The sequence below is a fragment of the Erythrobacter mangrovi genome (assembly GCF_013260645.1).
In the GTDB taxonomy this organism is placed as follows: domain Bacteria; phylum Pseudomonadota; class Alphaproteobacteria; order Sphingomonadales; family Sphingomonadaceae; genus Qipengyuania; species Qipengyuania mangrovi.
Genome location: NZ_CP053921.1, coordinates 1,442,886 through 1,469,729, shown reverse-complemented (window position 1 = coordinate 1,469,729; position 26,844 = coordinate 1,442,886). Strand labels below are relative to the sequence as shown.

Annotated in this window: 25 protein-coding genes and 1 tRNA gene; 7 read left to right on the top strand and 19 right to left on the bottom strand. The window is 62.1% G+C overall.

What is annotated here, in order from left to right:
* Nucleotides 1-12: 12 nt before the first annotated feature.
* The 5 genes from HQR01_RS07635 to HQR01_RS07615 form a co-directional block, all read right to left on the bottom strand.
* The gene (locus HQR01_RS07635; RefSeq protein WP_120108316.1) at nucleotides 13-2,004 is read right to left on the bottom strand and encodes a ParB/RepB/Spo0J family partition protein; all 1,992 of its coding nucleotides are present in this window, start codon (nucleotides 2,002-2,004) and stop codon (nucleotides 13-15) included.
* 380 nt (nucleotides 2,005-2,384) lie between these two features.
* Nucleotides 2,385-2,744: a type II toxin-antitoxin system RelE/ParE family toxin gene (locus HQR01_RS07630; RefSeq protein WP_119594098.1), complete on the bottom strand. Its 360-nt coding sequence runs from the start codon at nucleotides 2,742-2,744 to the stop codon at nucleotides 2,385-2,387.
* Nucleotides 2,745-3,014, bottom strand: coding sequence for a type II toxin-antitoxin system Phd/YefM family antitoxin (locus HQR01_RS07625; RefSeq protein ID WP_119594096.1), 270 nt, complete (start codon nucleotides 3,012-3,014; stop codon nucleotides 2,745-2,747).
* Nucleotides 3,015-3,073: 59 nt separating this feature from the next.
* A complete protein-coding gene (locus HQR01_RS07620) occupies nucleotides 3,074-7,327 on the bottom strand; it encodes a strawberry notch family protein (protein ID WP_173214014.1) in 4,254 nt (1,417 codons plus the stop codon).
* Nucleotides 7,328-7,404: 77 nt separating this feature from the next.
* Complete coding sequence (locus HQR01_RS07615) at nucleotides 7,405-8,319, bottom strand: DUF7146 domain-containing protein (RefSeq protein WP_234030291.1); 915 nt, start codon at nucleotides 8,317-8,319, stop codon at nucleotides 7,405-7,407.
* 144 nt (nucleotides 8,320-8,463) lie between these two features.
* Here HQR01_RS07615 and HQR01_RS07610 point away from each other — a divergent pair, with 144 nt between their 5' ends.
* Together HQR01_RS07610 and HQR01_RS07605 are read left to right on the top strand one after the other, a co-directional pair.
* Nucleotides 8,464-9,048 carry a lytic transglycosylase domain-containing protein gene (locus HQR01_RS07610; protein ID WP_173214012.1) on the top strand — a complete coding sequence of 195 codons (585 nt, stop codon included), beginning with the start codon at nucleotides 8,464-8,466 and terminating at the stop codon, nucleotides 9,046-9,048.
* A complete protein-coding gene (locus HQR01_RS07605; protein ID WP_083825587.1) occupies nucleotides 9,045-9,248 on the top strand; it encodes a DUF5818 domain-containing protein in 204 nt (67 codons plus the stop codon). The genes HQR01_RS07610 and HQR01_RS07605 overlap by 4 nt, the downstream gene beginning before the upstream one ends.
* Nucleotides 9,249-9,255: 7 nt before the next feature.
* Here the strand turns inward: HQR01_RS07605 and HQR01_RS07600 are convergent, their stop codons facing one another.
* The 10 genes from HQR01_RS07600 to aspS form a co-directional block, all read right to left on the bottom strand.
* Complete coding sequence (locus HQR01_RS07600; protein WP_173214010.1) at nucleotides 9,256-10,509, bottom strand: tyrosine-type recombinase/integrase; 1,254 nt, start codon at nucleotides 10,507-10,509, stop codon at nucleotides 9,256-9,258.
* Between the two features lie 178 nt (nucleotides 10,510-10,687).
* Nucleotides 10,688-10,764 (bottom strand) — tRNA-Met (locus HQR01_RS07595).
* A gap of 97 nt (nucleotides 10,765-10,861) precedes the next feature.
* Nucleotides 10,862-11,524 carry a Crp/Fnr family transcriptional regulator gene (locus HQR01_RS07590; RefSeq protein ID WP_173214008.1) on the bottom strand — a complete coding sequence of 221 codons (663 nt, stop codon included), beginning with the start codon at nucleotides 11,522-11,524 and terminating at the stop codon, nucleotides 10,862-10,864.
* 45 nt (nucleotides 11,525-11,569) lie between these two features.
* Nucleotides 11,570-12,097: a 2'-5' RNA ligase family protein gene (locus HQR01_RS07585; protein ID WP_173214006.1), complete on the bottom strand. Its 528-nt coding sequence runs from the start codon at nucleotides 12,095-12,097 to the stop codon at nucleotides 11,570-11,572.
* Complete coding sequence (gene mltG / locus HQR01_RS07580) at nucleotides 12,094-13,068, bottom strand: endolytic transglycosylase MltG (protein ID WP_173214003.1); 975 nt, start codon at nucleotides 13,066-13,068, stop codon at nucleotides 12,094-12,096. Before mltG ends, HQR01_RS07585 begins: the two co-directional genes overlap by 4 nt.
* A gap of 1 nt (nucleotide 13,069) precedes the next feature.
* On the bottom strand, nucleotides 13,070-14,329 hold the full coding sequence (gene fabF / locus HQR01_RS07575) for a beta-ketoacyl-ACP synthase II (protein WP_173214001.1): 1,260 nt from the start codon (nucleotides 14,327-14,329) through the stop codon (nucleotides 13,070-13,072).
* A 94-nt stretch (nucleotides 14,330-14,423) separates the two neighbouring features.
* The gene (locus HQR01_RS07570) at nucleotides 14,424-14,660 is read right to left on the bottom strand and encodes an acyl carrier protein (RefSeq protein WP_173213999.1); all 237 of its coding nucleotides are present in this window, start codon (nucleotides 14,658-14,660) and stop codon (nucleotides 14,424-14,426) included.
* Nucleotides 14,661-14,760: 100 nt separating this feature from the next.
* Entirely contained in the window at nucleotides 14,761-15,462 is a 702-nt protein-coding gene (locus HQR01_RS07565) for a COG3904 family protein (protein ID WP_234030290.1), read from the bottom strand.
* Nucleotides 15,459-16,172, bottom strand: coding sequence for a hypothetical protein (locus HQR01_RS07560; RefSeq protein WP_234030289.1), 714 nt, complete (start codon nucleotides 16,170-16,172; stop codon nucleotides 15,459-15,461). Before HQR01_RS07560 ends, HQR01_RS07565 begins: the two co-directional genes overlap by 4 nt.
* A gap of 2 nt (nucleotides 16,173-16,174) precedes the next feature.
* Nucleotides 16,175-17,956 (bottom strand): aspartate--tRNA ligase, encoded by a 1,782-nt coding sequence (gene aspS / locus HQR01_RS07555; protein WP_173213997.1) that lies wholly within the window; start codon nucleotides 17,954-17,956, stop codon nucleotides 16,175-16,177.
* A 180-nt stretch (nucleotides 17,957-18,136) separates the two neighbouring features.
* Between aspS and rnd the strand changes: the two genes are divergently transcribed.
* Nucleotides 18,137-19,339 carry a ribonuclease D gene (rnd, locus tag HQR01_RS07550; RefSeq protein WP_173213995.1) on the top strand — a complete coding sequence of 401 codons (1,203 nt, stop codon included), beginning with the start codon at nucleotides 18,137-18,139 and terminating at the stop codon, nucleotides 19,337-19,339.
* A complete protein-coding gene (locus HQR01_RS07545) occupies nucleotides 19,336-20,232 on the top strand; it encodes a hydrogen peroxide-inducible genes activator (RefSeq protein WP_173213993.1) in 897 nt (298 codons plus the stop codon). Before rnd ends, HQR01_RS07545 begins: the two co-directional genes overlap by 4 nt.
* 25 nt (nucleotides 20,233-20,257) lie before the next feature.
* Here the strand turns inward: HQR01_RS07545 and HQR01_RS07540 are convergent, their stop codons facing one another.
* The gene (locus tag HQR01_RS07540; protein WP_173213991.1) at nucleotides 20,258-20,506 is read right to left on the bottom strand and encodes a hypothetical protein; all 249 of its coding nucleotides are present in this window, start codon (nucleotides 20,504-20,506) and stop codon (nucleotides 20,258-20,260) included.
* A 60-nt stretch (nucleotides 20,507-20,566) separates the two neighbouring features.
* Nucleotides 20,567-21,160, bottom strand: a complete 594-nt coding sequence (gene pgsA / locus HQR01_RS07535) for a CDP-diacylglycerol--glycerol-3-phosphate 3-phosphatidyltransferase (RefSeq protein WP_173216226.1) — start codon at nucleotides 21,158-21,160, stop codon at nucleotides 20,567-20,569.
* A 112-nt stretch (nucleotides 21,161-21,272) separates the two neighbouring features.
* Here pgsA and HQR01_RS07530 point away from each other — a divergent pair, with 112 nt between their 5' ends.
* Nucleotides 21,273-22,589: an MFS transporter gene (locus HQR01_RS07530; RefSeq protein WP_173213989.1), complete on the top strand. Its 1,317-nt coding sequence runs from the start codon at nucleotides 21,273-21,275 to the stop codon at nucleotides 22,587-22,589.
* Nucleotides 22,590-22,592: 3 nt separating this feature from the next.
* Here HQR01_RS07530 and HQR01_RS07525 read toward each other — a convergent pair whose 3' ends face one another.
* Nucleotides 22,593-22,787, bottom strand: a complete 195-nt coding sequence (locus HQR01_RS07525) for a hypothetical protein (protein ID WP_173213987.1) — start codon at nucleotides 22,785-22,787, stop codon at nucleotides 22,593-22,595.
* Between the two features lie 136 nt (nucleotides 22,788-22,923).
* Between HQR01_RS07525 and HQR01_RS07520 the strand changes: the two genes are divergently transcribed.
* Nucleotides 22,924-24,591: a thiamine pyrophosphate-binding protein gene (locus HQR01_RS07520; RefSeq protein WP_173213986.1), complete on the top strand. Its 1,668-nt coding sequence runs from the start codon at nucleotides 22,924-22,926 to the stop codon at nucleotides 24,589-24,591.
* Nucleotides 24,592-24,595: 4 nt separating this feature from the next.
* Here the strand turns inward: HQR01_RS07520 and HQR01_RS07515 are convergent, their stop codons facing one another.
* Nucleotides 24,596-25,003, bottom strand: coding sequence for an EVE domain-containing protein (locus tag HQR01_RS07515; RefSeq protein ID WP_173213984.1), 408 nt, complete (start codon nucleotides 25,001-25,003; stop codon nucleotides 24,596-24,598).
* Between the two features lie 141 nt (nucleotides 25,004-25,144).
* On the opposite strand from HQR01_RS07515, the gene HQR01_RS07510 reads away from it, so the two are divergent.
* Entirely contained in the window at nucleotides 25,145-26,836 is a 1,692-nt protein-coding gene (locus tag HQR01_RS07510; protein ID WP_173213982.1) for a putative bifunctional diguanylate cyclase/phosphodiesterase, read from the top strand.
* Nucleotides 26,837-26,844: the final 8 nt, after the last annotated feature.

The following is a 26,844-nucleotide window of genomic DNA, read 5'->3' as shown; positions in this document are numbered from 1 at the left end:
TGTCAGGAGGGGTCAGGCAGCCTGCTCGGCAATCTCGTCGGTCACATCGCCGCTGACCGTTTCGCCGGCTTCATCTTCAATCGACGCATCTTCCTCGAGATCGGTGGGAACGTCAGTATCGGTGAACCGCATGATCGTCGGAACCCAGGCTTGTGCCCGCTCCTTGACCTCGGCATCGCCGATGAAGTTGCCCGAGAAGATGCGCTCGGCAGCGCTCGCCAGCTCGGCCTTCTTGGAGGCGGCATAGCGACTAACCAGTTCGGGACCGCCGGCGGCATCGAGCGCCTCAAGCGTGCGGGCCTTGGCCACGCGGTCGAAGTAGTTCGCCGCCGTGGGACGCCACCAATGCGCGGTTTCGATTTCGAGCAGCGAGCCGAGCGCCTCATGCAACAGTACAGAGCGTTCGCCCTCGCAGGCAAGGCTGGCAATAAGAGTGCGCGAGACGACATGACCAAGCCAGGCCGAGCGCGCCTCGTCGGATAGTGCCCGGAACCTCGCAAACCGCTCCACGTCGCTTGTCCCAGCACGCCAGCTTTCATCGAGCGACCCGGCAAACTCGGCCAAAGCAGCACTCGCGGGCGCATCCTTGGCCTCGAAGCCGGTAACCGGGCCGGAAGCAACCGAGCCGACCAGCGTCGACGCTTTCTTCGCACGCCAGTCATGCCCATCGGCATCGGCGAGCGTGAAGACCATGAAGTCGAGCGCCAGTGCCGGATCGTTGGCGAGATGGATCGCCAGGATGTCGCGGCGCTGCATTGCGAGCTCATCGAGCAGGCGCTGCGACAGCGAGCTTCCCTTGGGCTTCGCCGCACCGCTCTCTTCAATGGCCTCGACCACGCCTTCGTCAGGGATGACTTCGGTCTCGGTGTAGAACTGCGGGACCAGTGTCGGCTCGCCATTGCGAGAGAGGACGAGGAAGGCACCGGCCGCAGCTTTCAGTTCGTCGGGGAGCACCGGCGGACGATCATTAAGAGCGCGCATCGCGCGGTCGATCACCATGAGTTCCTGTTCGGCCTTGGCGACCTCGTCCTCGTCGCTGTCCTCGTCTTCGAGCACGGCGGCGACAAGGTCGTAGTCAGCCTCGAGCTCGCCGAGTTCCTTTACTTCCTGTTCGGTCATCGGCGCAGGCTCGCAGGGCAGACGGCTCATACCTTCAACAAGGTCATGGCTGACATAGGTGCCAAGCGTCGGGCGCACCCAGGCAAGGCCATATTCAAGCGCGGTCTTTTCTGCGGCTTCTTCCATGGCCTTGTGCGCGAGGTCCTCGAGCAGAGCGACATCGATCCAGCTCTCGCTGGCATCATCGTCGAACAGTTCGCGCTCGATCCGGCCGCCTGCGGCGAGGTAGGCGTCGCGACCGACGAGAACAGTGCGCGGGTCGGAACCGCGCACCGTGGCATCGAGCACCATGCGGCGGATCGTGTCGGGCGTGATCTGATACCAGGCGTCCTGCAGTTCGGCATAGACTTGCGCCTGGCGCTCGACATCGGAAATCGCACCGTAGGCCTTCGCCATGTCGAGCGTGATCGTGCCCTCGGCGAGCGCTTCGAAGACGCAGGGTGCCAGACTTGCCAGGCGCAGACGCCCTTCGACAAACCGAACGGTGAGGCCAAAGCGGCGCGCCACGTCTTCGGGTGTGGCCCCCGCCTCGATGATGGAAGCGAAGGCCTGGGCCTCATCGGCAGGGTTCATCGCGAGACGCTGGAAGTTCTCGGCAAGGCTGGCTTCACGCACTTCGCTTTCTTCGCCTTCGATGACGAGGCAGGTGACTTCGTGCGTGTCAGGCAAGGTGCCTTCTTCGGCCAGCGCCAGCAGCGCGGCGAGACGGCGACCGCCGGCCTCGACCTCGAACTTTCCGCGCTTTCCTTTGCGCACCACGAGGTTCTGCAGCAGGCCCCGCGCGGCGATGTCTGCCCGCAGCTGGAGGTCGGCTAGCGCATCGCTCGACTTGCGAACGTTGCGCGGGCTCGGAACAAGCTTATTCAAGGGGATCGACTGGATCATGGGTGTTCTCCTGATGGAATGAAGGCGCAGGTGAGGATCACGAGGCCCACAAGCCCAAAGGGCTCCCTCCACTCTCTTCGATGGCTGTGGCGACCATCTATACGACCGGGCTGGGGCGATCAGGGATCGGTTGAGTTCAGTCCATGAGAGCAGTTGTTTTCGATGCGCGAACCCATCGGCAGGCCCGTCATCACTGGGCACAGGCAGAATATTCGCCCGGATTTAAGGAAGGACGTGATCAGGCTCCGGCGCTACGCGACACGGGAGCTTATCGATTCATTCAGTCACACGGAGGGGAGGAGATAAGGGGGAAACTTGAGCGCATTCGGAGGCAGCGCTCGGGTTCATCCGGACCCTGACCTCTTCAGCGGAACCTATGCCTATCCGCTGCTGAGCAAGCGCTCTTCGAGAAGCGTCCGAAAATCCCGGCGCGCATCAGCAATTACGAACACGGTCACCTGACCGGGTGCTGGATCGGGCCGATACCCGTAGATGATGCGGAATGGAGAGCGCGACAATTGCCGAAAGTCGGTGATCCCGAGAGCCTCAAGTTCCGGTGGAATCGGTCCTTTCTGAGGATTGTTCACAAGGGATTCGATAGACGCGACAAGGTCATCCAGCAGTGCGTCCGCACCATCATCGCCATCCGGCCCGCGCTGCTTCAGGCGGCGCTGCCAGATACCCACAAGATCGCGCTCCGCACCGGAGGTGATCTCGATCGCTACGGCGACCGCCATCATTCAGTTTGACTTACCTCGTACGCGATCCGCAAGGCCTGCCACCGGGCGGGTCCGACCGGCGACAACATCGGCCTGTCCGAGCGCCAGAAGTTTTAGCAGAGCGAGCGTTTCCTGTGCGCGCTCGTAGCTGGCGACATCCTGCAGAACTGCCTTGGCTTCGCCATTCTGCGTGATGACCATTGGCCCGGCGCCATCTCCGATCTCCCGGATAATTTCGGCGCTGTGGGCCTTCAGATAGCTGATCGGTTTGATGCGCTGGTCCAGCTTCATAGAACACCTTCGGACTGAATTTGGTCTCTATATAGACCAGTTTAGGGCAAATGAGAAGTTCAAGGCTCGATTGCGATGCTTTGAAGGATCTCGCTTGCTCTCGAGACCGGGGCAAATAGCCGCGTGCGGTAGCGGATGATCTCGGTGAAGCAGCCCTTGTTCTTGTACCAGTCGAGGCGATCCGGCGAGAACCCGGTCAGTTCGAGGCGCTGTTCGCCGCCGACCAGCGAGCGCTTCACGGTGAGTGGATCGTGGCTTGCGAGGCCCAGCGGCTTGCCGTTTGCGAGGACGAGGTCGCCGATCTGCTCTGCCGATGGTCCGGTAACACCGGACAGGCCAAAGGTTTCGGCGATCGCAGCGAGATCGATATCGAGCACTTCGCGGCCGATGATCGACTGGCCGTCCTCGGCAACGAGCCGGGTGACGCGGACATGATCGCCGGGCAGGCGCTTCCAGACCGGCAGCAGCAGCCCGGTGGCGAGATGGACGCGCTCGGTCATCGGTGAAGCGGCGGCCTCCTCTTCCTCGGCCCGCCAGGCGCTGGTGAACGCGGTGACGCCAATTTCTTCCCAGTGGCTTTCACCGAGCGCCTCAAGCGTCCAGTTCGCGGACTTGAGCGGTCGAAGCAAGCGTCGGCGTTCGATCACGGCCCCGTCGTCAGCGATGAGGCGCCGGGCAGGAACCGAGAGCGCGACCTTGCCCGAGCGCGCATTGCGCATCGGGATCGCGTGCGGGCCGCCGATCTCGTGCATCCGCACCAGGCGCTGCAAGCGTAGAGGCCGAAGGTGCCTTGTCACTTCGAGCGAGACGAGGCGGGTCTCCGCTCCGGTCACGGGATCGGTGCGGAGAAGTTCGTCGGCAAGGACCGTGAAGCGATCAACCCTCACGGTTTCCAGTCCCTGGTCGAGCGTTCCGGCCTCGCGCGCGGCTTCGATCCGCGCTTCGACGAGGCCGAGATATTCATCGAAGATTGCGTTCTGGAGCGCGATCGGCAGCGCAAGAATGCGATTGAGCCAGCGCTGGATCGTGGGGAGATTGTCGGTCAGCCCGCCATCGGGGTTTTCAAGCCGGAGGCCGGTACGTTCGACGAATTGGCCGAAGCTCGTGGCTTCGAGCTTGCCGTCATAGAGCAGCTGGAACCAGCGGCTGAGCGCATCGCGCGCATAGTCGCTTTCGAGATTGTCTGCCGGGTCAAAGAGGTTCTGTCCGCCGGTCTGGCGCTGGCCGCGCGTCAGCGCGCCCAAGGCATCGAGCCTTCGCGCAATGGTCGAGATGAAGCGGCGTTCGCCCTTCACGTCGGTGGTTACCGGCCGGAACAGCGGGGCCGAGGCCTGGTTGGTGCGGTTCGTGCGACCGAGACCCTGGATGGCGTTGTCGGCGCGCCATCCCGGTTCAAGCAGGAAGTGAACCCGGCGTTGCTGATTCCGACAGCCGAGGTCGGCATGATAGGAACGCCCCGTGCCGCCCGCATCCGAGAAGACGAGGATGCGCTTGGTCCCTTCCATGAAGCTTTGCGCTTCGGCGACATTTGCGCTCGGGCTTCGCCGTTCGAGCCGCTGCTGGCCGTCACGGCCCAGGATCAGCCTGCGGGTGCGGCCCGTCACCTCGGCCACCGCCTCGGTCCCGAAGCGCTCGATGATCGCGTCGAGCGCGGTAGCGATGGGCGGCAGTGCGCAGAGCTGTTCGATCAGCGCATCGCGCGCGGCAAGGGCACGCGAGCAGAAAACGGGATTGCCCTCTCCGTCGCTCATTGCCTCGGAGCGAAGATTGCCGTCCTCGTCGGCGAAGACCTGCATCAATCGTACCGGGAAGCCCTTCGTAAGGTAGTCGATGACGTATTCACGCGGTGAGAGATCGATATCGAGCGCTTCGCGTTCTTCCACGGTAAGGTCGGCAAGGCGCCGGTCGAGCATGGCCTCGGAAGTCGAGACCAGCTGCACGACAACCGAATGGTCTTCGCCAAGCGCCGCTTCCATCGCGGGGATCAGGTTGGGCAGTTTCATCGAAAGCAGAAGCTGGGCAAAGAAGCGCTGCTTGGTGCCTTCGAAGATCGACAGCGCCGCAGCCCTGGCGTTGCGATTGAGCGTATCGCCGCTGTCCTCGTCGACCACGCGGGTTGCTTCGAGCGCAGCTTCCAAGTTGCGGTGAATGATCGCCCAGGCATCGGCGTAGGCGTCATAGATTTTGACCTGCGCTTCGGTCAGGCTGTGTTCGAGGATCTCATACTCAACCCCGGCGAAGGACAACGCACGAGCAAGATAGAGGCCCTGGGCCTTGAGGTCGCGGGCGACGATCTCCATCGCCGCGACGCCGCCAGCGCGGATCTCGGTCATGAACGCCTCGTGGGTCGGGAAAGCGGTCTCGGGTCCCCAGAGGCCAAGCCGGGAAGTATATCCCAGATTGGCGATATCCGAAGCGCCAGTGGCAGACGCGTAGAGCACCCGGGCGCGCGGGAGATGGTTCTGCAACCTGAGCCCCGCCATGCCCTGTTCGGAGCCCTTGACCTTGCCGCGGGTTGAAGAGCCCCCGAGCGCATTGGCCATCGCGTGGGCTTCGTCAAAGGCGATCACGCCGTCGAAATCCTCGCCCGCCCAGGCAAGGATCTGATCAAGCCGCGTATCCTCGGCGCGGCCCGAGCGCAGCGTCGGATAGGTGACAAAGAGGATGCCTTCGGACATCGTTACAGGGTGGCCGAGCTTCCAGCGCGAGAGCGGCTGGAGATCGAGCGGCAGCCCTCCAAGCGCTTCCCAGTCGCGGCGTGCATCTTCGAGCAGCGCTTCGTTCTTGGTGATCCAGATATGACGCCGCTCACCTGAGAGCCAGCGGTCCATGATGACCGCTGCGATCTGCCTTCCCTTGCCCGCTCCGGTCCCGTCGCCAAGGAAGAAACCCTGGCGGTAGGCGTGCCCGTCTTCGGACAATTCCAGCGAGGTGCCTTCCTGGCTCACCTTGAACTGACCCGGAAGATCGCGCGCAAATGCCTGGGCAGCGTAGACCAGTGACTCGCATTGCGCTTCGGACAGCAGGCCATCGGCCTGCCAACATGCGGGAAGGCGCGGGCAAACATCGGGCTGCGGTGCCGCGACCGAACCCATGGCGACCGATTCCACGAGCGGGGTGGGATGGACCGGAGCATCTTTGAAGGCGATGCGGCTGGGCCGGTAAGGGAGATATATGCCTGTCTGTTCGGGCACAGGCGCGGGGTCGGCCATAACAGAATAGGCAAGATTGACCGCATTCGCTGTGGCTGCTGGCGTCGCAGCGAACGGCGCCACCGGTCGGACCGGCGTGCGTTGGGTCGAAGTCTTGGCAAGGAGGCGCACCCGATTGCCGGTTGGCAAGCGATGGAGGCTGGCGGGTGTTTGAGCGCGTGGCGGCAACTCGGTGACAAGTTCGCCGAGCGCAATCAGGTCGCCGGTATCTCCGATGATCGTTGACGAGGATGCAGTCGGCACCTTGTCGAACACGACCAAACGCACGGCGATCCCCGTACCTGTTCGGCGAAACATCTGCTGCAAGCGAACATCGAGGAGCAGCGATGCTTCGTCCTGTTCCTTGGCGAAGGTGGAGGCGTCGAAGCCTTCAGGCATAATGGCGACGATCCTCGCCCGATTAGCAGCGGCCCGGATTGCACCGCGTAGGTGACGCATAGCGGTCTCGCCGTCCTTGCCGCGTTCCAGGCTGTGAGCGAACGGCGGGTTCATCAGCACGGCAGACGGAACAGGGGCGTGAAGCAAGTCGGCGATCAGTTCCCCGTCATGCGCAGTGATGGTGGCCGTGGGGAAGACGTGGGCCAGACCGTCTCGTCTTGCTGGATCGATCTCGTTGAGGAGCAGCGAAGCGTTCTGGAGGCAACCCCAAAGAGCAAGGGCTCCATTGCCTGCGGACGGTTCGAGGAGCGTGTCTTGCGCGCAGACAGTTGCGGCCTTCGCCATCAGCCAGGCCAGCATCGGCGGGGTCGAGAACTGCTGGAGCTCGACCTGTGCTTCGCTGCGAACGTGCCGCGGCGGCAATGCAGCTTCGAGCCAGTCAAAACGTGCTTCTGCTTCGTGCATGCTTGTCGCCAGATCGATGCGCGAAGACTCTCGCAGCCAGAGCAGTGCGCCGATCTCGACCGCGTTGTTGTAGTCGTCGATCGTCCATGCACCTCCCCAGTCCAGAACACCGGTCTCTTCGGCGAACAGCCCGGAAATGTCGGTACGGGTAAGATGACGTCCCGAAGCAAGAAGCGCGGCAACTCGGGTGCCGATGGCATAGGCCAGGGGCATTGACGGCAACTGCTCGCTGGCGGGAAACAGGTCTGATTGAAACATGGCAATTCGTCCTCCTGATGGGGGCATCGGGACACGCCCTCTGCCGGATCAGGAATTCGAGAAGCTCTCTCTCTCCTCTACCGCGCCGCTTTGCGGCGCAGCCATTCTGTAAGTTCATCGTTCCAGTCGGTGTCGCGTGAGGATGGTTTGCGAACGTGGATCGTCCGCCAATCGCGGGCATAAGCGGCCAGGCCACGCGACGCAGCCAGCTCGCCGCCAGCATCGTGATCGACGAAGAGGTGAAGCTCGGTCACGCTCTCAGGCACACTGACGAGACCGAAGCGCTCATTGCCCAGGGTCGCCCAGACGGGAATGCCGGTGAGAGCATAGGCCGACATCGCGCTCTCGACCCCCTCGGCAAGGCCAAGCTTGCCGGAAACTGGAGCGAAAAGACGAACAGCAGCTTCACCGAGCGCGCCGAGCGCGCGTTTTGGCTTGTCGAAGCCAGCCTTGCCTGAAGCCTCGGTAGACAGGAACGTGCGGTGGATGGCGATCGGGCCCTCGTCGAGACTCACTGCCGCGATCATGGAGGGCAGAAAGCGGGCCCGTCCTTTCGGGCCAAGCGGCGTTCGTGGATGGAAGCGGAGCGCCGGAGATGCGGCGAGGATGCCGCGGCTTTCAAGATATGCCTTTGCCGGACTGGCACGCAGTGGCTGTGCATCGCGCCAGATCCTCAGCGCTACCGCCGAGGGTTTGCGGGTGCTGGTCGATTCGGGTTCGTTGGTGGTCGCAGAACCTGCAAAAAGCGCCGGTGTCTCGAAACCTTCACGCGCCAGAGCAGCCAGCACGCTCTGCTGATCGCATCCCGCGAAACAGTGGAAGAGGATGGCCTGTCGGCCGAGCGACACACCGAGTGACGGCGTGCGGTCATCATGCGCGGGGCAGCGGGAAATCCCCTTGTTGCCGGACCACTTGCCGCCTCGGCTTTCACAGATCTTGCGGGCGGTGTCCTCAAGCGAGGTCCGTGACACGGTAGAATTCGAAACAGGCATACTGGCTCCATCGCCGCATAATTGCCCCCTCCGAACGAGTCCCTCTCCTCTCGGATGATCCTTTAGAAAGCGCTTTCCTACACCCGCTCGTTCTATCTATGTTCTCTTGCAGATCGAGACAAGGTGAAAGGTAGTGCGATGAGAATGTCCTTGGTAACATGTGGTTGCTTTGCCTTTGCGATTGCTATCTCTGGACCCGCCCGCGCGCAGGAATTTCAGGTTTTCGCTCACGACCTTGGCAAGGCTGAGATTTCAATCGATCAGGAGGCCGGTTTTTACCCAACTCCGATCCACCTCGGCAAGCCAGACGGCGGCACGGCTTATATCGATAGAAGCTTCAAGGAAGCCTTGTACGAACCACTCATCCGGCAAGCTGAAGCGCGATACCAATTGCCACCTCGACTGCTTCAGGCCCTGATTTGGCAGGAATCGCGGTTCAACCCGATGGCAATCAGTCCGGCTGGCGCCGCTGGGCTCGCTCAACTCATGCCGGGAACGGCAAGAGAACTTGGTGTCAGCAATCGCCACGATCCGGCTGAGAACATCGATGGCGGCGCGCGGTATCTGAAGCAGATGCTAGAGCGCTTCGGTGGGATCCATCTCGCGCTGGCCGCATACAATGCTGGACCCGGCGCTGTGTCGCGAGCCGGCGGGATACCGAAAAATCGGGAAACACCTGGATATGTGAAGAGCGTTATCGACCGATGGATGGCATACAGTTCGATATGACTACGAATCGGAAAAGGATCAGCGGACGGCTCGAGCACCTTCCTCGGGGAGCTGTAATTGTAACCGATGCCGGAGATCATTGGGTTCTCGAAGACTACGAACCCTCGAACGAAGACTTTGGATTTGAGGTTACCGCAGAGGGTATCGTTGTCGGGTTCGACCGCCTTCGCGTCGAATGGCTGGGGCAGGTGCCCGCCTAGGAGCAGGTCACGCGGCTCTCAAAACTGCAATATTTTGCGCTTTGCCGCCGATGGAATCGAGGAAGTCTGCCCAATCCTGCAGCATTGCACGACGAGGAGCGAGATATTCGGCAGCATTGTATGCCCCACGAACCTCGTTCTCTTCGCTGTGTGCCAATTGCAGTTCAACCCAGTCTTCATGATATCTGCGGATCCACATCGGTGGTTCGCCGACCTCGACCAGCTGCTCATTCGCCCAGGTGCTCGCCAGACCCCTGAAGCCGTGAACAGTTTGTCGCCCGTGGTAACCGAGCCGATAGAGGCCATAGATCATCGTATTCTCGGAAAGCGGCATCTTGGGTTTCTGGCCTGGAAAGACGTATTCGGCTTCGGACTTGCTGATCATATCTTGAGCAAGAGAAGCGGCTTGTCGCGACAATGGCACGATATGCTCGCGGCCCATTTTCATCCGATTAGCGCCAATGCGCCAAACTGGTGAGTTTCCAGCTAGATCCTCAAACTCTTGCTTCTTGGCAAACCGGAGTTCCTTTGTCCGGACCCATGTAAGAAGCGCAAAGGTCAATGCCGCCCGCGTAATTTCGGATCGTCTCTCACCCTCTTCCTGGTATCGCTCCATCTTGATGATGAGTTCGGGTAGCTGTGCCAGAGGCAGCTTCGCCATATGCTTGACCCGAGGACGTGGCTTCAAAGCCCCCCGAAGATGCGCCGTTGGATCGGAATCGCAAAGTCCGCTGGCAATCGCGAACTGGAATACCTGACCAATACACTGCTTGGCCCGTCGACTGATGTCGAGCGCGCCGCGCTCCTCGATCTTCCGAATGACCTTCAAGACTTCTGGTGGAGTTATCTCATGCATCATGAGCTCGCCCAAGACAGGAAGCACGTCCTGCTCCATCCGCGACCACACACGCTTCGCATGGGCGGGATTGAGACTACTTGCTCTGTTCTCATGCCACATGGTGGCAATCGCCCTGAAGGTCTTAGCCTCTTCGAAGTCCCGACCCGGTTTGTGAACCATCGGGTCCCTGCCTTCGGCCAGCACACCCTTGGCAGCTCTCTTGAGTTCTCTTGCGGCCGCTATTCCGACTTCGGGGTAGGCACCGAAAGAAAGCAGCTTCTCTTTCCCGTGGTACCGGTATTTCAGCCGCCAGAGCTTCGAGCCGTTCTTTTGCACGAGGAGGAATAATCCCTCCCCATCCGCAAGCTTGTATGGACGCTCAGCCGCCTTCGCTTTTTTGATCTGAATCTCACTCAAGGCCATTGGGGGTATCGCTCCTTTTCGCTACCCCCGGAAAATACCCCCAAAATACCCCCACACCAAATCCGGCTTCAAGCGAATGCATGCGCACGCAAGCGGACGCGAATCACTCACATCATTCTGTTTTAATTGAGTTTTACGGATATATGCGGAAGCAAGCGAACCCATGCGGATTCGAGATTGGTAGCGGAGGAGGGACTCGAACCCCCGACACGCGGATTATGATTCCGCTGCTCTAACCACCTGAGCTACTCCGCCCCGTAAAGGCCCTGCCGGGGCGTCAGCCCGCTCGGCAGGCGGCGCATTTAGGGCGCATGCAAGGGGCGGTCAACCGCCCAATTCGCCCACACAGCAATTATTGGCGCGAACGCGTGGCGGCTTCGTTCATTCGTTCGACCTTGGCGGCCAGGCCACGGTTCATCGCATTGGTGAAGGCCGTGCCAACTTCGGGCACCGCACGGGCATACTGGGCGAGCGCATCACGGTCGAAACGGGCAATTCGCGCAGCTTCCACGACGACCACGGTTGCAGATGCCGTATGGCCCGATACCAGGCTCATTTCGCCAAGAAAGTCGCCTTCACCACAGACGCCGACCTCGACGCCGCTCGCTTCGACCGAGACCTGACCCGAGGCCACATAGACCAGGGGCGGATTTGCATCTCCCTCACGCATCAGTACCTCGCCCGCCGGGACCTCCCGCCATTGCATCAGGTCGCGCAGGCGCCCTTCATGGCGCGCTGCGGCCGCACCGAGAAGATGGTCGAACAGCGCACGCTCTTCCGCCAGCATGGCGCCACTTCGGGACCGTCGCCACATGGCCAGGAGCTGCGCGAGATTGACCAGTACGAACACCAGCGCAAGACCAATGGCACCGACTGGGGCTTGATTGATCCAGAGATGCGCCAGGGCAAGCAGGCCTGCCCCCGCCGCAAGCAACCGCATCCGCCGAACCGTCGTCATGGCAACCGCGCCGACCAGCAGCAGGGCAGCACCGTATGCCAGGCTGTTTCCGATCACGTCCAGGGCCTCCACTCCTTCCCCAAAGGCTGGAATTCCGTACCCTTATGCCTCCGCGCGCCCGCGAAAGGCAAATGTCTTGAGCGGCTCCCATGGCCCACCCAGATAGCGATGCAGTGCCAACCCGCGAAAGGCGAAGGCCTGAGGCTGTATTGCGCCGGCGAGCTGCGCCTGGAGCGTCTTCGCCTCTGCCGGGGTGACCTTGTTCTGGATTGTCACGTGAAGACGCGGCCGGTGCTGGTCCTGCGCGGTGAGCAGTCCATGCAAGGCATCCGCCAGCCGATCGCGAAGGCGCAGCATGGCAGGGCTCTCAAGGCGGATTGCCGTACCCTGCCCCAAGGACATCAGGCCAACTGCCTTCGCGGGCACAGGAGCGTACTCACTCGCGATGCGGCGGCACCAGCCGGTAACCTCCTCCTCGCTCATGGCGGGAAGCGCATGGAACAGCGTGACATGCGCTTCGAGGTAATTGCGCTCGGGCGGAAAATGCGCCCTGCGCAGCGCGGTGTATCGGGCGTGAAGATCCTGCGGCAACTGCGCCGTGAGGATCAGTGGGGCATCCCCCGTGCTCACATCTCTCCACGCCGGCGGCGAATCTCGAACCACTTGGCAACGTTGCGATTGTGCTCGTCCAGCGTTTGGGCAAAGGCGTGCCCGCCGCTGCCATCGGCGACCATGTAGCGCGCCTCGGTCTTCGCCGGGTTGAGCACTGCCGCTATCGATTCGCGGCCCGGATTGGTGATTGGCCCTTTGGGCAGGCCCACCATCGAATAGGTGTTGTAGTCGTTGATCGCGGCGATCTCCGACTGCTTGATGCGGCGACCAAGCGGCTTGCCCCGCGTGATCGGATAAATGATCGTCGGATCGGCCTGCAGCAGCATCCCGTCCTTCAGGCGGTTGGAATAGAGCCCCGCAACCATGCGCCGTTCGCGCGCAACGCCGGTTTCCTTCTCGACGATCGAGGCGAGGATTACCGCATCCTTGATATTGTCCACCGCGATACCCGGCGCGCGCTTGGGCCAGGCTTCGGCGAGATAGTTCTGCATCGCAGCCTGCATCCGCGCGAGAACTTGCGCACGCGTCTCGCCGCGTTCGAAGTCATAGGTATCGGGCAACACTGACCCTTCAGCCGGCACCGGGATTTCGCCAGTCAGCAGGTCTTCGGCCATCAGCCGTTCGTAGACCATAATCGAAGGGAGGCCTTCGGGAATCGTCACGAAACGACGCACGACATTGCCGTGCTGGAAGGTATCGAGGATGGTCGCCGGGCTGGCGCCGGCAGGGAGGAGGAATTCCCCCGCCTTGATCGGATCGGAAGAGCCGAGCAGCTTGGCCCGCAGCAGGAAGCCGTCGGTGGAGGCGATCAGCCCCTCATCTTCCAGCTTGCCTGCTACCGACGACAGCGACGCACCCGAGGGTACGATGAAGCTCGTGTCCTCCTCGACCCCGGACGTGCCCCACCAGCCAGAGAGGAACCATGCGGCTCCCACGAGCGCCGCGAGCGCGGCAACCGCGCCGAATGCCAGCGCGCCCGCGCGCTTCACCTCAGTCGACCTTCTTGACGATCAGCGATGCGTTGGTTCCGCCGAAGCCGAAGCTGTTGTTGAGTGCGGCACGCACTTCGCGCTTCCTCGCCACCTTGGGCACCAGGTCGACGCCCTCGGTCCCCTCGTCGGGATCGTCGAGGTTGAGCGTCGGCGGGACAACCTGATCGCGGATTGCGAGGATGCAGAAAATCGTTTCAACTGCACCTGCACCACCCAGCAAATGGCCCATCGCCGACTTTGTCGAACTCATCGAGGCCCCAGTGAGATCGTCACCCAGCACCCGCTTGACCGCAGCCAGTTCGATGGTGTCGGCCATGGTCGAGGTGCCGTGAGCGTTGACGTAGTCGATATCACCCGGTTGGAGGCCCGACTTGCGCAAAGCCATACGCATGGAGAGTTCGGCCCCTTTGCCTTCGGGGTGCGGCGCGGTGACGTGATAGGCGTCGCCCGAAAGGCCATAGCCGACGACCTCGGCATAGATCTTCGCCCCGCGCGCCTTGGCATGTTCGTATTCTTCAAGCACGACGACGCCCGCGCCCTCACCCATAACGAAGCCATCGCGGCCTTTGTCATAGGGGCGGCTTGCCTCGGTCGGGCGGTCATTCATGCTCATGTTGAGCGCCTTGGCCTGCGCAAAGCCGGCCACGCCGAGGGGGTTGATGGTGCTTTCCGAACCGCCCGCCAGCATGATGTCGGCGTCGCCATCCTTGATCATGCGCGCCGCGTCACCGATCGAGTGCGCGCCGGTCGAACAAGCGGTCACTACCGCGTGGTTCGGACCCATCAGGCCGTATTTGATCGAGACCTGGCCGCTGATCAGGTTGATCAGGCGTCCATGGACGAAGTGCGGCGAAACGCGACCAGGACCACGCTCATGCAGCACGATTGATTCGCTCTCGATGCCCGGCAACCCGCCGATGCCCGAGCCGATCGAGCAGCCGGTGCGCATCTTGAGGTCGTCATCCATGTCGAGCAGGCCGGCATCCTCGAGCGCCTGACCAGCGGCATCGATGCCATAGACAATGAAGGGGTCGACCTGGCGCTGGACCTTGAAGTCCACGCGCTTTTCGGGATCGAAGCCCCACTCGTGATCCTTCGGCTTCACCTCGCACGCAATGGTGCACTTCTGATCGGACGTATCGAAACGGGTGATCTGCCCCGCCCCGCTCTTGCCCGCGATCAGGTTCGCCCAGGTGGTCTCAACGTCTCCACCCAAGGGGGTGACGAGTCCAAGACCGGTTACAACCACACGACGCATGCAATTCTCCGCAGATAAGGCAACAGGCCCGGCCCGCTATCGGGTCGGGCCTGTCCGTACCCGCATATAGTGCGGGTTCTGAAAAGCGCGAGCCTTAGCCCTTGTGCTCTTCAATATACTTGGTCGCGTCGCCGACGGTGGTGATCTTTTCAGCCGCATCGTCGGGAATCTCGACGCCAAACTCTTCTTCAAAGGCCATGACCAGCTCGACGATGTCGAGGCTGTCGGCACCGAGATCGTCGATGAAGCTCGCGTCCTGAGTGACCTTGTCGGTCTCGACGCCGAGGTGTTCGACCACAATCTTCTGCACGCGGTCGGCAGTATCGCTCATTTTAGTCCCTCTCGAATTCTGGGGGTTTCACGGTTGGCTTTCGCCCTAATGAACGGCGCGGAAGAGCGCAAGGGCCTCGCAACCAAGGTTGGTGAAGGGTTTAGCCGGGCCGTTCTTCCGGCATAACGTTGTAGCGACGCACTTCTTCCTGATCGAGGCAGTAGCGCGTGGTGGGATCTTCTTCGGATTGCACCGCCTGCTGCCTGTACATGATCTCGGTCAGAAGCTTGCGGCTGATGCCCATGCGGATCAGGAAATCATTGTCGTCGCTGGCCAGCAAGGCGCTCTGCTGCTCGATATCGGCAATCAGGCGCACCGTACCTGTGGTCCCTTCCTTGCTCGCTTCCTGAATCACGTCGCGCTGGTTGGTGTAGGTAAACATGTGCACCATGAACTCGCCGCCGGGCTCGACCACCCGCCGGTCACCACCCATGAATACAAAGTTGCAGGCTGAAAAGCAGGTCCACCCTGAAGGAATACGAGTCAGCATCCCCGGGAAAGAGCGGATTACCTTGCCCGCTTCATTTCCTGCCGCCGCATCACCCCCGCTCGAACGAATCCAGATCTCGCCAATCGATTCGTCGGCCTCGAGCGCCTGGCGGAGTCGCTCGGGCAGCGTTGCATCGATGACACCCTCAGCGAGAAGCACGCGAACGCCCATCTTGACCGCCGGGGTCAGCGTCATTGCCGTCGACGGTCCCCAATTGGGGTCGGCCGGACAGGTCGGATTGTCGGGGTCCTTGGCCCCCGTGAGTATCGCCAGGGCGATCGCGCCGCCCACCAATGCCTGCCGAAACTTCATGCGATCAGCGCGTAGCGCGCGGCTGGTGGCCGACGGCACATGCGCTTGTCGGCCTTGGTCTCTTCGCCCTTCACGATGATCACGTCAGTAACGGTGATGCATTGCAGGCCCGTGCCTTCATGGTCGTTGCGGCCGACCACCGTCGAGGTGCCCGATACGTCTTCGCGCGTCTGTGACGTCCATGACGCGGACGAACCGACAGCAACCTCTGCAGTCTCGCCCTCACCGCGCGTCGCGTCGAGAGTGGCCTGTGCCGCCTGCTTCTGTTCTTCCGGGTCGAGCTTGCAGGCGATTGCCGCGGTCAGCTGATCGGTCAGACCTTCGATTGGAACGAAACCGTAGTTGACGCCCGCGCGGGTCGCCGCATCGCCCGCCAGCGAGCCGAGAATGCTCCCGGCAATGGTCGAGCCCTTGCTACGTGACTTGCCCTTGGGACAGCCGTCAGTGGTGGTTGCAGGGGCCGTCGGCGAGGGAATCCGGTTCAGGATACCACCCAGCTGCGCCTGTGAGGGCGCAGCAAGGCCGAAGGTCACGCTCGCGGCGAGCAGGGTGTGGAAGCCACACCGAGAAACGCGATTTAGTCTGAAGCAGTCGGCTATCGCCATTCGATCGAAACCCTCGCCGCAGCGGGTCGTCCCGCCTGCGCAAAGGCTAAGCCCGACGTCGCGTAGCGTCAATTGCAGCAGGCGGTCGACGTCCCCGACCTGCATCGTCAGGCCGTCTTGGGTGCTTCCACGGTACGGATGTGCACGTCGCGCAGCTGGCGCGGCTCTACCTGGCTGGGCGCACCCATCATCAGGTCCTGCGCCTTCTGGTTGAGCGGGAAGGCAATCACCTCGCGGATGTTCGGCTCGTCGGCCAGCAGCATTACGATGCGGTCGATACCCGGCGCCGAGCCGCCATGCGGCGGTGCGCCGAGCTTGAACGCCTCGATCATGCCCGAGAAATTTTCGTCGACCGATTCCTTGGAATAGCCGGCGATCTCGAACGCCTTGTACATGATGTCCGGGCGATGGTTCCGGATCGCACCCGAGCTGAGCTCGTAGCCGTTGCAGACGATGTCATACTGCCAGGCCTTGATCGTCAGCGGATCCTGCGTCTCCAGCGCTTCCATCTCGCCCTGCGGCATCGAGAAGGGGTTATGGCTGAAGTCGATCTTCTTCTGCTCCTCGTCGTATTCGAACATCGGGAAGTCGACGATCCAGCAGAACTTGAAGCATCCCTCTTCGATCAGGCCCAGTTCCTCGGCCACGCGGGTGCGCGCAGCACCGGCGAGCTTGGCGGCATCCTTCTCCTTGCCTGCAGCAAAGAACAGCCCGTCGTTTTCGCCCAGGCCGAGTTCGGCATAGAGCTTCTCCATGCCTTCGGTGCCGTGGTTCTTGGCAATCGGGCCACCGAATTCGCCACCCTTGCGGGTGACGTAGCCAAGCCCGGCAAAGCCTTCGCGGCGCGCCCAGTCGTTCATGTCGTCGAAGAACTTTCGGCTCTTCTCATGCGTGTTGGGCGCGGGAACCACGCGCACGCGTCCGCCCGAACCAACGATTTTCTCGAACAAGCCAAAGCCCGAAGTGGTGAAATGTTCGGTCACGTCGCTGATGATAAGCGGATTGCGCAGGTCAGGCTTGTCAGTGCCGTATTTGAGCATCGATTCCGCGTAAGGAATGCGCGGGAATGTGCCCGCCGGGGTCACGGTCTTGCCGTTCGCGAATTCCTCGAACACGCCCGCCAGCACCGGCTCGATCGCCTGGAACACGTCTTCCTGCGTGACGAAGCTCATCTCGAAATCGAGCTGGTAGAACTCGGGGCTGCGGTCGGCGCGCAGGTCTTCGTCGCGGAAGCAGGGCGCGATCTGGAAATAGCGGTCAAAGCCGGCGACCATCAACAGCTGCTTGAACATCTGCGGCGCCTGCGGGAGCGCATAGAAGCGGCCCGGGTGGAGGCGGCTGGGCACGAGGTAGTCGCGCGCGCCTTCGGGGCTCGATGCGCCGAGAATCGGGGTCTGGAATTCCGTGAAGCCCTGATCCTGCATCCGGCGGCGCAGGCTGGAAATCACCTTGCTGCGCAGCATGATGTTGGCATGGACGCGCTCGCGACGCAGGTCGACGAAGCGGTATTTGAGGCGCGTTTCTTCCGGGTAGTCTTCGGCCGAGTTGACGATCAGCGGCAGATCGTCCGCACGGCTCTGCACCGTCACGCCGCGGGCGAACACTTCGATCTCGCCGGTCGGCAGGTTCGGGTTCACCGCCACATCGGCGCGCGCCTTTACCGTTCCGTCGATCGTGACGACCGATTCCAGCTTCAGCTTTTCGAGGACCGGCAGCGCTTCGCTGTCGCTGTCGGCAACGATCTGGGTGATTCCATAGTGGTCACGCAGGTCGACAAACAGAACGCCGCCATGATCGCGCTTGTTGTGCACCCAGCCCGACAGGCGGACAGTTTCGCCGACATCTGCCTTGGTCAGCGCGGCACAGTTGTGGGTACGATAGGCGTGCATCTAAAATCTTTCCATTTTCGGAGCTATGGCGCTAGGGGCGCGGCGCGAGCGCTCCTCTAGCAGGAATCGCGCGCGCTAACAGGGCAAGCCCGGCTTTTTGTCAAGCTTGGGAGGCACTGCAGGAATTGGGCCTCTGATGGCCCGGGGGCGGCACTCCGCCCGACAGACAGAAAAGATACAATGAAGATACACGACCTGATTACCACGACCGACGCCCTCGCCGACTTGTGCGAGAGGCTGGCGAAGAGCGATTTCGTCACCGTCGATACCGAATTCATGCGCGAGAACACCTATTGGCCCGAACTGTGCCTGGTGCAGATCGCCAATGAGGAAGAAGCCGCGGCGATTGACCCGCTGGCCAATGGAATCGACCTTTCCCCGCTGTGGGACCTGATGTGCAACAATGAGGATGTACTCAAGGTCTTCCACGCCGGCGGACAGGACGTCGAGATTGTCTACAATTTCACCGGCAAGACCCCGCATCCGATCTTCGACACGCAGATCGCGATGATGGCGATCAGCCAGTCCGAACAGATCGGATATGCCAACCTCGTCGAAAGCTGGCTCGGCCTGACGATCGACAAGGGGGCGCGCTTCACCGATTGGAGCCGGCGCCCGTTGACCGACCGCCAGATCGAATATGCGATCGGCGATGTGACGCACCTGTCGAAGATCTTCCCCAAGATCCTGCGCAAGTTGATCAAGACCGGGCGTGGCGCCTGGCTCGATGCAGAGATGGACAAGCTCGCCGACCCGGCGAATTACGCCAATGACGCGGGCCTCGCGTGGCGGCGCATCCGCCAGCCGGGGCGCAATCCGGCGGTGCTGGGGCGCCTGAAGGCGCTGGCGGCCTGGCGCGAGGCTGAGGCGCAACACAAGAATATCCCCCGCGGGCGCATCATGCGCGATGAGACGCTGGCCGATATTGCCAGTCATCCGCCCAAGAAGCAGGCCGAACTGATCAAGGTTCGCGGACTGTCGAATGCGTGGAAAGACAATGACATCGGCAAGCGTCTTATGAAAGTGCTCGAGAAGGCCGAGCCGCTGCCCAAGGAAGAAATGCCCGAAAAGCCGAAGGTCGGTGCGCCGCTGGGCAAAGAAGGCGCATTGGTTGCCGACCTTCTGAAGCTGCTGCTCAAGATCCGTGCACGCGAGATCGACGTCGCCGCGCGCCTGTTGACCCGCGCTGACGAGATGGAGGCGCTCGCCGCAGGCGTCCGCGATCTGCCACTGCTCCAGGGCTGGCGCTTTGAAGTGTTCGGCAAGGACGCGCTCGAATTGGTTGAAGGCAAACTTGCCTTCGCGGTGAAGAACGGTCGTTTGCTGATGACCCATGTCGATGAAGTCCACGCCGGCATGCTCGAGACTCAGGCAGCGGAGTGAGCACTTACCTCCCCACCTTGAAGCAGCTGCAATATCTCGTCGCGCTGCACGAACATGGCCACTTCGGCCGCGCAGCAGAGGCCAGCTTCGTTTCGCAGTCGACCCTGTCGGCAGGCATCCGCGAGCTCGAGTCGCTGCTTGGCATCACGCTGGTCGAGCGCAGCCGCCGGGTCGTCCGCTTCACCGCGCTGGGCAACCAGGTGGTGGAGAAGGCCCACCGCATCCTGCGCGAGGCTGAGGAGCTGGCCGATCTCGTCCAGGCTGCGGGCAAGCCGCTTGCCGGGCAACTTCGGATGAGCGTCATCCCGACGATTGCCCCCTTCCTACTGCCGCGCTTCCTCCCGCGCCTGCGCAAAGAGCGCCCCGATCTCCAGCTGTTCCTGCGCGAAGAAACCAGCCACGATGCGGTCGAGTCGCTCCAGCACGGCCGAGTCGACTGCGTGCTACTCGCGCTGCCCTTCGCCACCGGTGAGGTCGAGAAGGCACATATCTCCGACGACGAGCTCTACGTCGCTTTCCCCAAGAACGACCCGCGCGATCCACCAGAAGTGATCCCCCCGAGCATGATCGACGAGGGGCGCCTGCTGCTTCTCGAAGACGGGCACTGCCTCAAGGAACATGCGCTGGCCGCCTGCAACCGCCCCGAATTGCGCGCTTCGGCGACCATGATCGGCACGAGCCTGCACACGCTGGTGCAGATGGTCGACAATGGCCTGGGCCTCACCATGCTGCCGAAAATGGCGGTCGATGCAGGCATATTGAACGGCACCGACGTCGTCGCCCGCCCGCTCAAGAGCAAGAACGCTACTCGCGAGATCGCGCTGATCTGGCGCAAGAACTCACCGCGCCGGGACGATTTCGAACTGTTGGCAAAGGAACTGCGCGCCGGGTGAAGTCCGAAGGCGGACTTCGACAAATTCAAGCGGTCATGCGTGCCTTGAGGAAGCGATCGGCTTTCTTCACGGCAATAATCGGAACAATCACGCTCAACGCGATCCCGCCCAGCGAACACGCTGCGATATAGATCGCCATCGGAGTACCGCCCGAGAGGTAAAGCCCGTAAATCACCGGCGCGGCCAGCACGAGCCCGCGCACTTCATTGAGAATAAAGGCAACGGCGCCGAACTTCAGCAGCACGGATAGGAATAGGTGAAGCGAGGCACTCATATGCCTGCTTTTGGCCGCAAATCCTTTATAAATCGTCGACTCACCGCCCGCCGGCCAAGGCTAGTCCATGTGTTTGAGGCCGACCCGTAGGTAATCCCAACCGGTAATCACCGTCAGCGCGGCGGCGGCCCAAAGTGTGGTCAAACCAACCGTGTGCGGCACATTCGCGGCGATATCGCCGACTGTCATGGTCCAGCGCGGCAAGCCCTCGCCTAGTATCAGCGAGCCGAGTGCAACCATCTGGAAGGTCGTCTTCCACTTTGCCAAGCGGCTGACCGGCACCGAAACCTGCAACGGGCCAAGGAATTCGCGCAGGCCCGAAACGGCGATCTCGCGCATCAGGATGATGAGGCCGGCGATGACATGCGCATCCCCCACATAGGGTCCGCGCAGCACGTTCTGCGCTGCTAGCACCAGGATCACCGCAGCAACCATGATCTTGTCGGCGATGGGATCGAGGAAGATGCCGAGCTTCGACACCGTTCCACTCGAGCGCGCAAGATAGCCGTCGAAGTAGTCGGTGATGCCCATCGCGCAGTAAAGCACAAAGGCCGCAAGGTAACCCTGCTCCCACCCGGGCCACCACAACAGGAAGGCGAGCAGCGGTATCGCCACGATCCGCGATAGCGTGAGGGTATTGGGCAAGGTCAGCATCGCCCGCCTGTCTAGCGCCAGTCGGCCCGTCGCAAAAGTCATCGAATGTCCTTGTCCGCGAACGCGATAGCTCTACACATGGAGCCGAGACGAGGCTGTGCCCCGGGGGGTCATGAATACCAGTACCGATTTGCTGCGTTCGAAGCGTTTCCTGCCGCTGTTCGTCACGCAGCTGTTCAACGCTTTCAACGACAACCTCTACAAGACCGCGATGGTCCTGTTCGTCGTCTACCAGGTGTACAACGACGAAAGCACCGAAGCGGCTTTCAGCGCCCTCGCCTCAGGTCTGTTCATCCTGCCCTTCTTCATTCTGTCCGCGCTTGCCGGCCAGCTCGCCGACATGCGGGACAAGGCGCGGATCATCCGGATCGTGAAGTTCTGCGAGATCCTGATCATGTTCGTCGGCGCCGTTGGGCTGACGCTCGCCTGGAAAGGGATTGCGGTCGACACCTTCGCCATCCCACTGCTGCTCGTCGCGCTCTTCGCAATGGGCGTCCATTCGACCTTCTTCGGTCCGATCAAATACGCCATTCTGCCCCAGCATTTACGCCGCGAGGAGGTCCTGGCTGGAACAGGCTGGGTGGAGGCCGGGACCTATGTCGCGATCCTCGCCGGAACCATCCTGGCGGGCTGGATTCCCGTCGAGGTCGCAGCGGTCGGAATTGTGGTCACAGCCGTCATCGGCTGGCTCGTCAGCCTGAAGGTTCCCGCCGCACCGCCGCAGGGACAGCCCGAGAAGCTTGACTGGCATATCCTGCGCGCCTCGGTGCGCCTGGTGCGCGACACGATGCACAATGCCGAAGTCTACTACGCGATCCTCGCGATCAGCTTCTTTTGGACGATCGGGGCCGTGCTTTTCATCCAGTTTCCGCCACTGGCGAAGAATGTCCTGATGGCATCGAAAGAGGTGGCGAGCCTGTTCCTGGTCGTGTTCTCGATTGGCGTGGCGATCGGCTCTGTTGCGGTGAATCGCCTGCTCAAGGGATCGGTTTCCGCGCGTTACGCGGCCCGATCCGTACTGATGATGGCAGTGTTCGTGCTGGCGTTCTATTTCGTGTGCAAGCTATGGCAGGCCGACGCGCCGACCGAACTGCTGGGCGTAGCGGACTTCGTCTCATGGCCGATGGCCGCAGTACTGCTGCTTTGCCTGCTGGGCGTCGCGATTGCCGGTGGCATGTTCGTGGTTCCACTCTACGCCTTCCTGACGACGCGCGTCGCCCCGGAAAAGGCATCGCGCACGATCGCAGCCAACAACATCGTCAATTCAGGTGCCATGGTGATCGGATCACTACTGGCGACGGCTCTCAGCGCTGCTGGGGTTCCGATTGTCGAACAGGTCCTGATGTGCGCCGCCATGTGCCTGTTCTCGGCTTGGCTTGGCGATCGCCTGCACCGCGCGGAAAGCAATGCTGCCGCGCAGGTGGCTTGATACTCAGACAATAAAGGCGAGTACGGCTGCGACCGTGGCGAAATAGGTCGTCGCGACGCCGCGAATATCGCCGGCAGTCAACTTCCAGTCGCTCGGCGCGCTGGCCGGCAGATCCGCGAAGGCCGTGCGGCGGGAGGGCAGCATCATCCGCATCCAGTGGCGTGCGGACTCGGTGGTCAGGACAAGTGAGCGTCGCATAGTATGGAGTTAACGCTTTTTTAATGGATTGGTATCCCTTCCGCTTGGCGCTGTCCCGAGATGGGACTGCCTCGCCGATCCGTGCCAAGATTTCCGAGATTGCGTGCCCCCGCGTCGCGGGCTAGTCGCGCTGGCCATGAAAGCGCCTGCCACTCCCGCCGCTGCGCGGCTGCTCGTCGACTGCCTGATCGAACAGGGCTGTGACCGTATCTTCACCGTGCCGGGAGAGAGCTTCCTCCAAATCCTCGACGGCCTTGGCCAGCAGGATGCGATTGAGGTTGTGACCTGTCGCCAGGAAGGCGGCGTGGCGTTCATGGCGTGCGCCGACGGCGCGATGACCGGGCGGCCCGGCGTCGCCTTCGTCACACGCGGGCCGGGCGCGACGAATGCCAGCATCGGCGTACACGTCGCGATGCAGGATTCGCAGCCGATGATCCTGTTCGTCGGCGACGTGGACAGCGAGATGCGTGATCGTGAGGGCTTCCAGGAAGTCGATTTCGCCGCCTTCTTCGGCCCCGTCGCCAAATGGGCTGCGCGGATCGACTCTGCCGACCGGATTCCCGAATATGTCGCTCGTGCCTTTGCCACCGCGATTTCAGGTCGCCCGGGCCCCGTGGTGCTCGCACTTCCTGAGGACATGTTGAGCCACGACACGGATGCGAGTCCGCGCCCGCGGGTCGAGCGCCCAGCGCAGGCCCCCTGTCCGGACGCGATCCAGGCGATGATGGCGCTGATCGGCGACGCCGCCGCCCCGGTGGCAATCATCGGCGGTGCAGGATGGAACGCCAAGGCCCGCGCGCACTTCCAGCTGTTTGCCGAGCGACTTGGCATTCCTGTGGCGACCGCCTTCCGGCGGCAGGACGCGATTGTTCCTTCGAGCCCGGTCTATGCGGGCAACCTGGGATACGGCCCCAATCCGAAGCTGGTCGAACGCGTGAAGAATGCCGACCTGATCCTTGCGGTAGGCGCGCGGCTCGGAGAGGCTACCACCGACGGTTATACGGTCCCGCCACTGACGGCCAAGGATCGCAAGCTGATCCATGTTCATCCCGATGCCAACGAGCTCAACCGGGTTTATCCCGCTGACCTCGCGATTTGTGCGGGCATGGACGAATTCGCCGAAAGCGCGGCGCTGTGGGACGAGGGCGATGTCCTGTCCTTCGACGCTGGGGCCGAGGCACATGCCGAGTGGGAGGCATGGGCGACCCCGCAGCCGAACGGTCATGCGCTCGACATGGGCCAGGCGGTCGCCTTCATGCGCGAAACGCTGCCGAGCGACACTATCGTCTGCAACGGTGCCGGGAACTTCGCCGGCTGGTGGCATCGTTACTGGCGCTATGCAGGCTACCCAAGCCAGCTCGCACCGACTTGTGGTGCAATGGGCTATGGCGTTCCCGCTGCAGTTGCCGCGGCCTTGCGCCACCGCGATCGTACCGTGGTCGCCGTCGCAGGCGATGGTGATTTCCTGATGAACGGGCAGGAACTGGCCACCGCCGTTCAGCACGGCGCCGACCTGATCGTGATACTCGTCGACAACGGCGCATACGGCACAATCCGCATGCATCAGGAACGCGAATTTCCCGGTGAAGAGCGGATCAGTGGGACCCGCCTCGCCAACCCGGATTTCGCGGCGCTCGGCGCTGCCTACGGTGGATGGTCAGCTCTCGCCGAAACAACCGGGGCTTTCCAGTCTGCCCTGCTCGAAGCAAAGGATCGCAAGGGCCTGCGGCTCATCCATTGCGTGATCGAGATCGAGCAACTTGCCGCCAGCGGTGCAACCGTTTCGGGCCTACGCAACCGCTAAGGGTTCACATACCGCCCATCGACAGGATCTGCGCCCACTCCTCGGGGCGGATTTCCGCGACCGACAGGCGTGACAGCTTGATTAGTTCGCATTCAGCGAGCTTAGGCTCTGCCTTGATCGCCTTGAGCGTGACTGGGTGCGGGAGCTTTTCCACCGGCTTTACCTTCACCGCGGCCCATCTGCCGGTGTCATCGGTGGGATCCCCGATCCCGCTGACACTTATCTCGACAATGCCTACGATCTCCAGGCCGATGTTCGAGTGATAGAAGAACGCAAGATCTCCAACCTCCATCGCCGCCAGATTGTTGCGTGCGCGGTAGTTGCGCACCCCGTCCCAGGTACCTTCACCCTCAGCGACGAGGTCGTCCCATCCGTAAACATCGGGCTCGGACTTCATCAGCCAATAGCGCATGCGGGTATGACTCCGTTTGATTCCTGAGGCTTGTCAGCCGCGACCTACCCCGCATGATCCATATTGACTACCCCGACCGATTAACTGCTTTTTAGCTCACCGGCCTTATGCCCGCATGAGTGTTGAAACCAGGGGGCTCGCTTGGCCGCAGGGACCAAATTTCAGGAAAGCGGACATGGATCCGGATCGCGCAGATTCACGCGCAGCGGTGAGCATGATCTCGTCACCCTGGGCATTGCGCTGGCAGCTATTATCCTGTTTGTGGGCACTGCGGGCGTAGCGTTGCCCGCGCTCGTTCGAGCATGGTTTGGCAACTCGCCTTCGCCCGATCTCGCGCTCACCAATGCGCTGCTGCTGAATATCGCACTGATCCTGCTCGGCTGGAACCGCTACAAGGCGCTGAACTCCGAACTCGTTCAGCGACGTCAATCGGAGCAGGAGGCGCGCCGCCTCGCCGACATCGATCACCTGACAGGCTGCCACAACCGACGCAGCCTCACCATCGCCTTGGGTGACCTGCTGGACGAGTATCCCAGGGGCGACCGCGCACTCGCCGCAATTGCAGTCGACCTCGACAACTTCAAGCAAGTGAACGACCTCAACGGGCATCAAGCCGGTGATGAAGTGCTGCGCGCAGTCGCTGCGCGCATTCTCAAACTTTTGCCTGAAGGCGGCTTGGTGGCACGCCTGGGCGGCGACGAGTTCGTCTGCGTCGTACCCTATCACCAGCAGGTTCCCGACAGAATAGACCAGCTGGCCAACCAGATGATCGACACGGTGGCGAAGCCCGTACAGTACGAGGGCGTATCGATCGATGTCACGATGTCGATTGGGATCGCCTCGAGCACGCAACTCGACGAGACCGGGCTTGGTCTGGTGTCCGCGCAGAAGCTGATGCACAAGGCGGACATCGCCATGTATCACGCCAAGAAGCAGGGCAAGAACCGCTTCTACTGGTTCGAACCGCCGATGGAAAACGAACTGCGCTTCCGCAACGAACTCGAAGCGGGGATCCGTCGCGGCATCGCGCTGGGCGAGTTTCGCCCCTACTACGAACAGCAGATTGACCTTGAGACCAGCCAGCTGACCGGCTTTGAGATGCTCGCGCGCTGGGAATCGCCCGAAATGGGCATGGTCGGCCCCGACATCTTCATTCCCATCGCCGAAGAGATCGGCGTGATCGGGGATATGAGCGAAAGGCTCATTGCCCAGGCCTTCGAGGACGCCAAGCAGTGGGATCCGAACCTCACACTGTCGGTCAATATCTCACCAGTGCAGATGCGCGATCCATGGTTTGCCCAGAAGCTGCTCAAGCTTTTGGTCAAACACAATTTCCCTGCGCACCGGCTCGACATCGAGATCACCGAAAGCTGCCTGCACGAGAACATCGGCATGGTCCGGTCGATGATCACATCGCTGCGCAACCAGGGTGTGCATGTGAGCCTTGACGATTTCGGCACCGGCTATTCCAGCCTGTCGCAGCTCCGTAGCCTGCCTTTCGACCGGCTCAAGATCGACCGCAGCTTCATTTCCGAACTCAAGGAAGACGAACACAACGGCAAGCTGGTCGATGCGATCATCTCGATGGGCGACGGACTCAAGCTGCCGATCACGGCTGAGGGTGTGGAGAACGAGAAGGTCCTCGATGCGCTGCGCCGCATGGGCAAGCTCAAGGGCCAGGGTTACCACTATGGTCGCCCCGAACCGGCCGACCAGGTTCTCGCCCGGCTCGAACGCCAGGACCTGCTGGCCAAACCGACTGCGGGCAACGTCACCGAGGTCGATTTCGGCTCGCGCGACGATCGGCGCGGAAACGGCACAAAGGCCGGCTAACCTCTCGC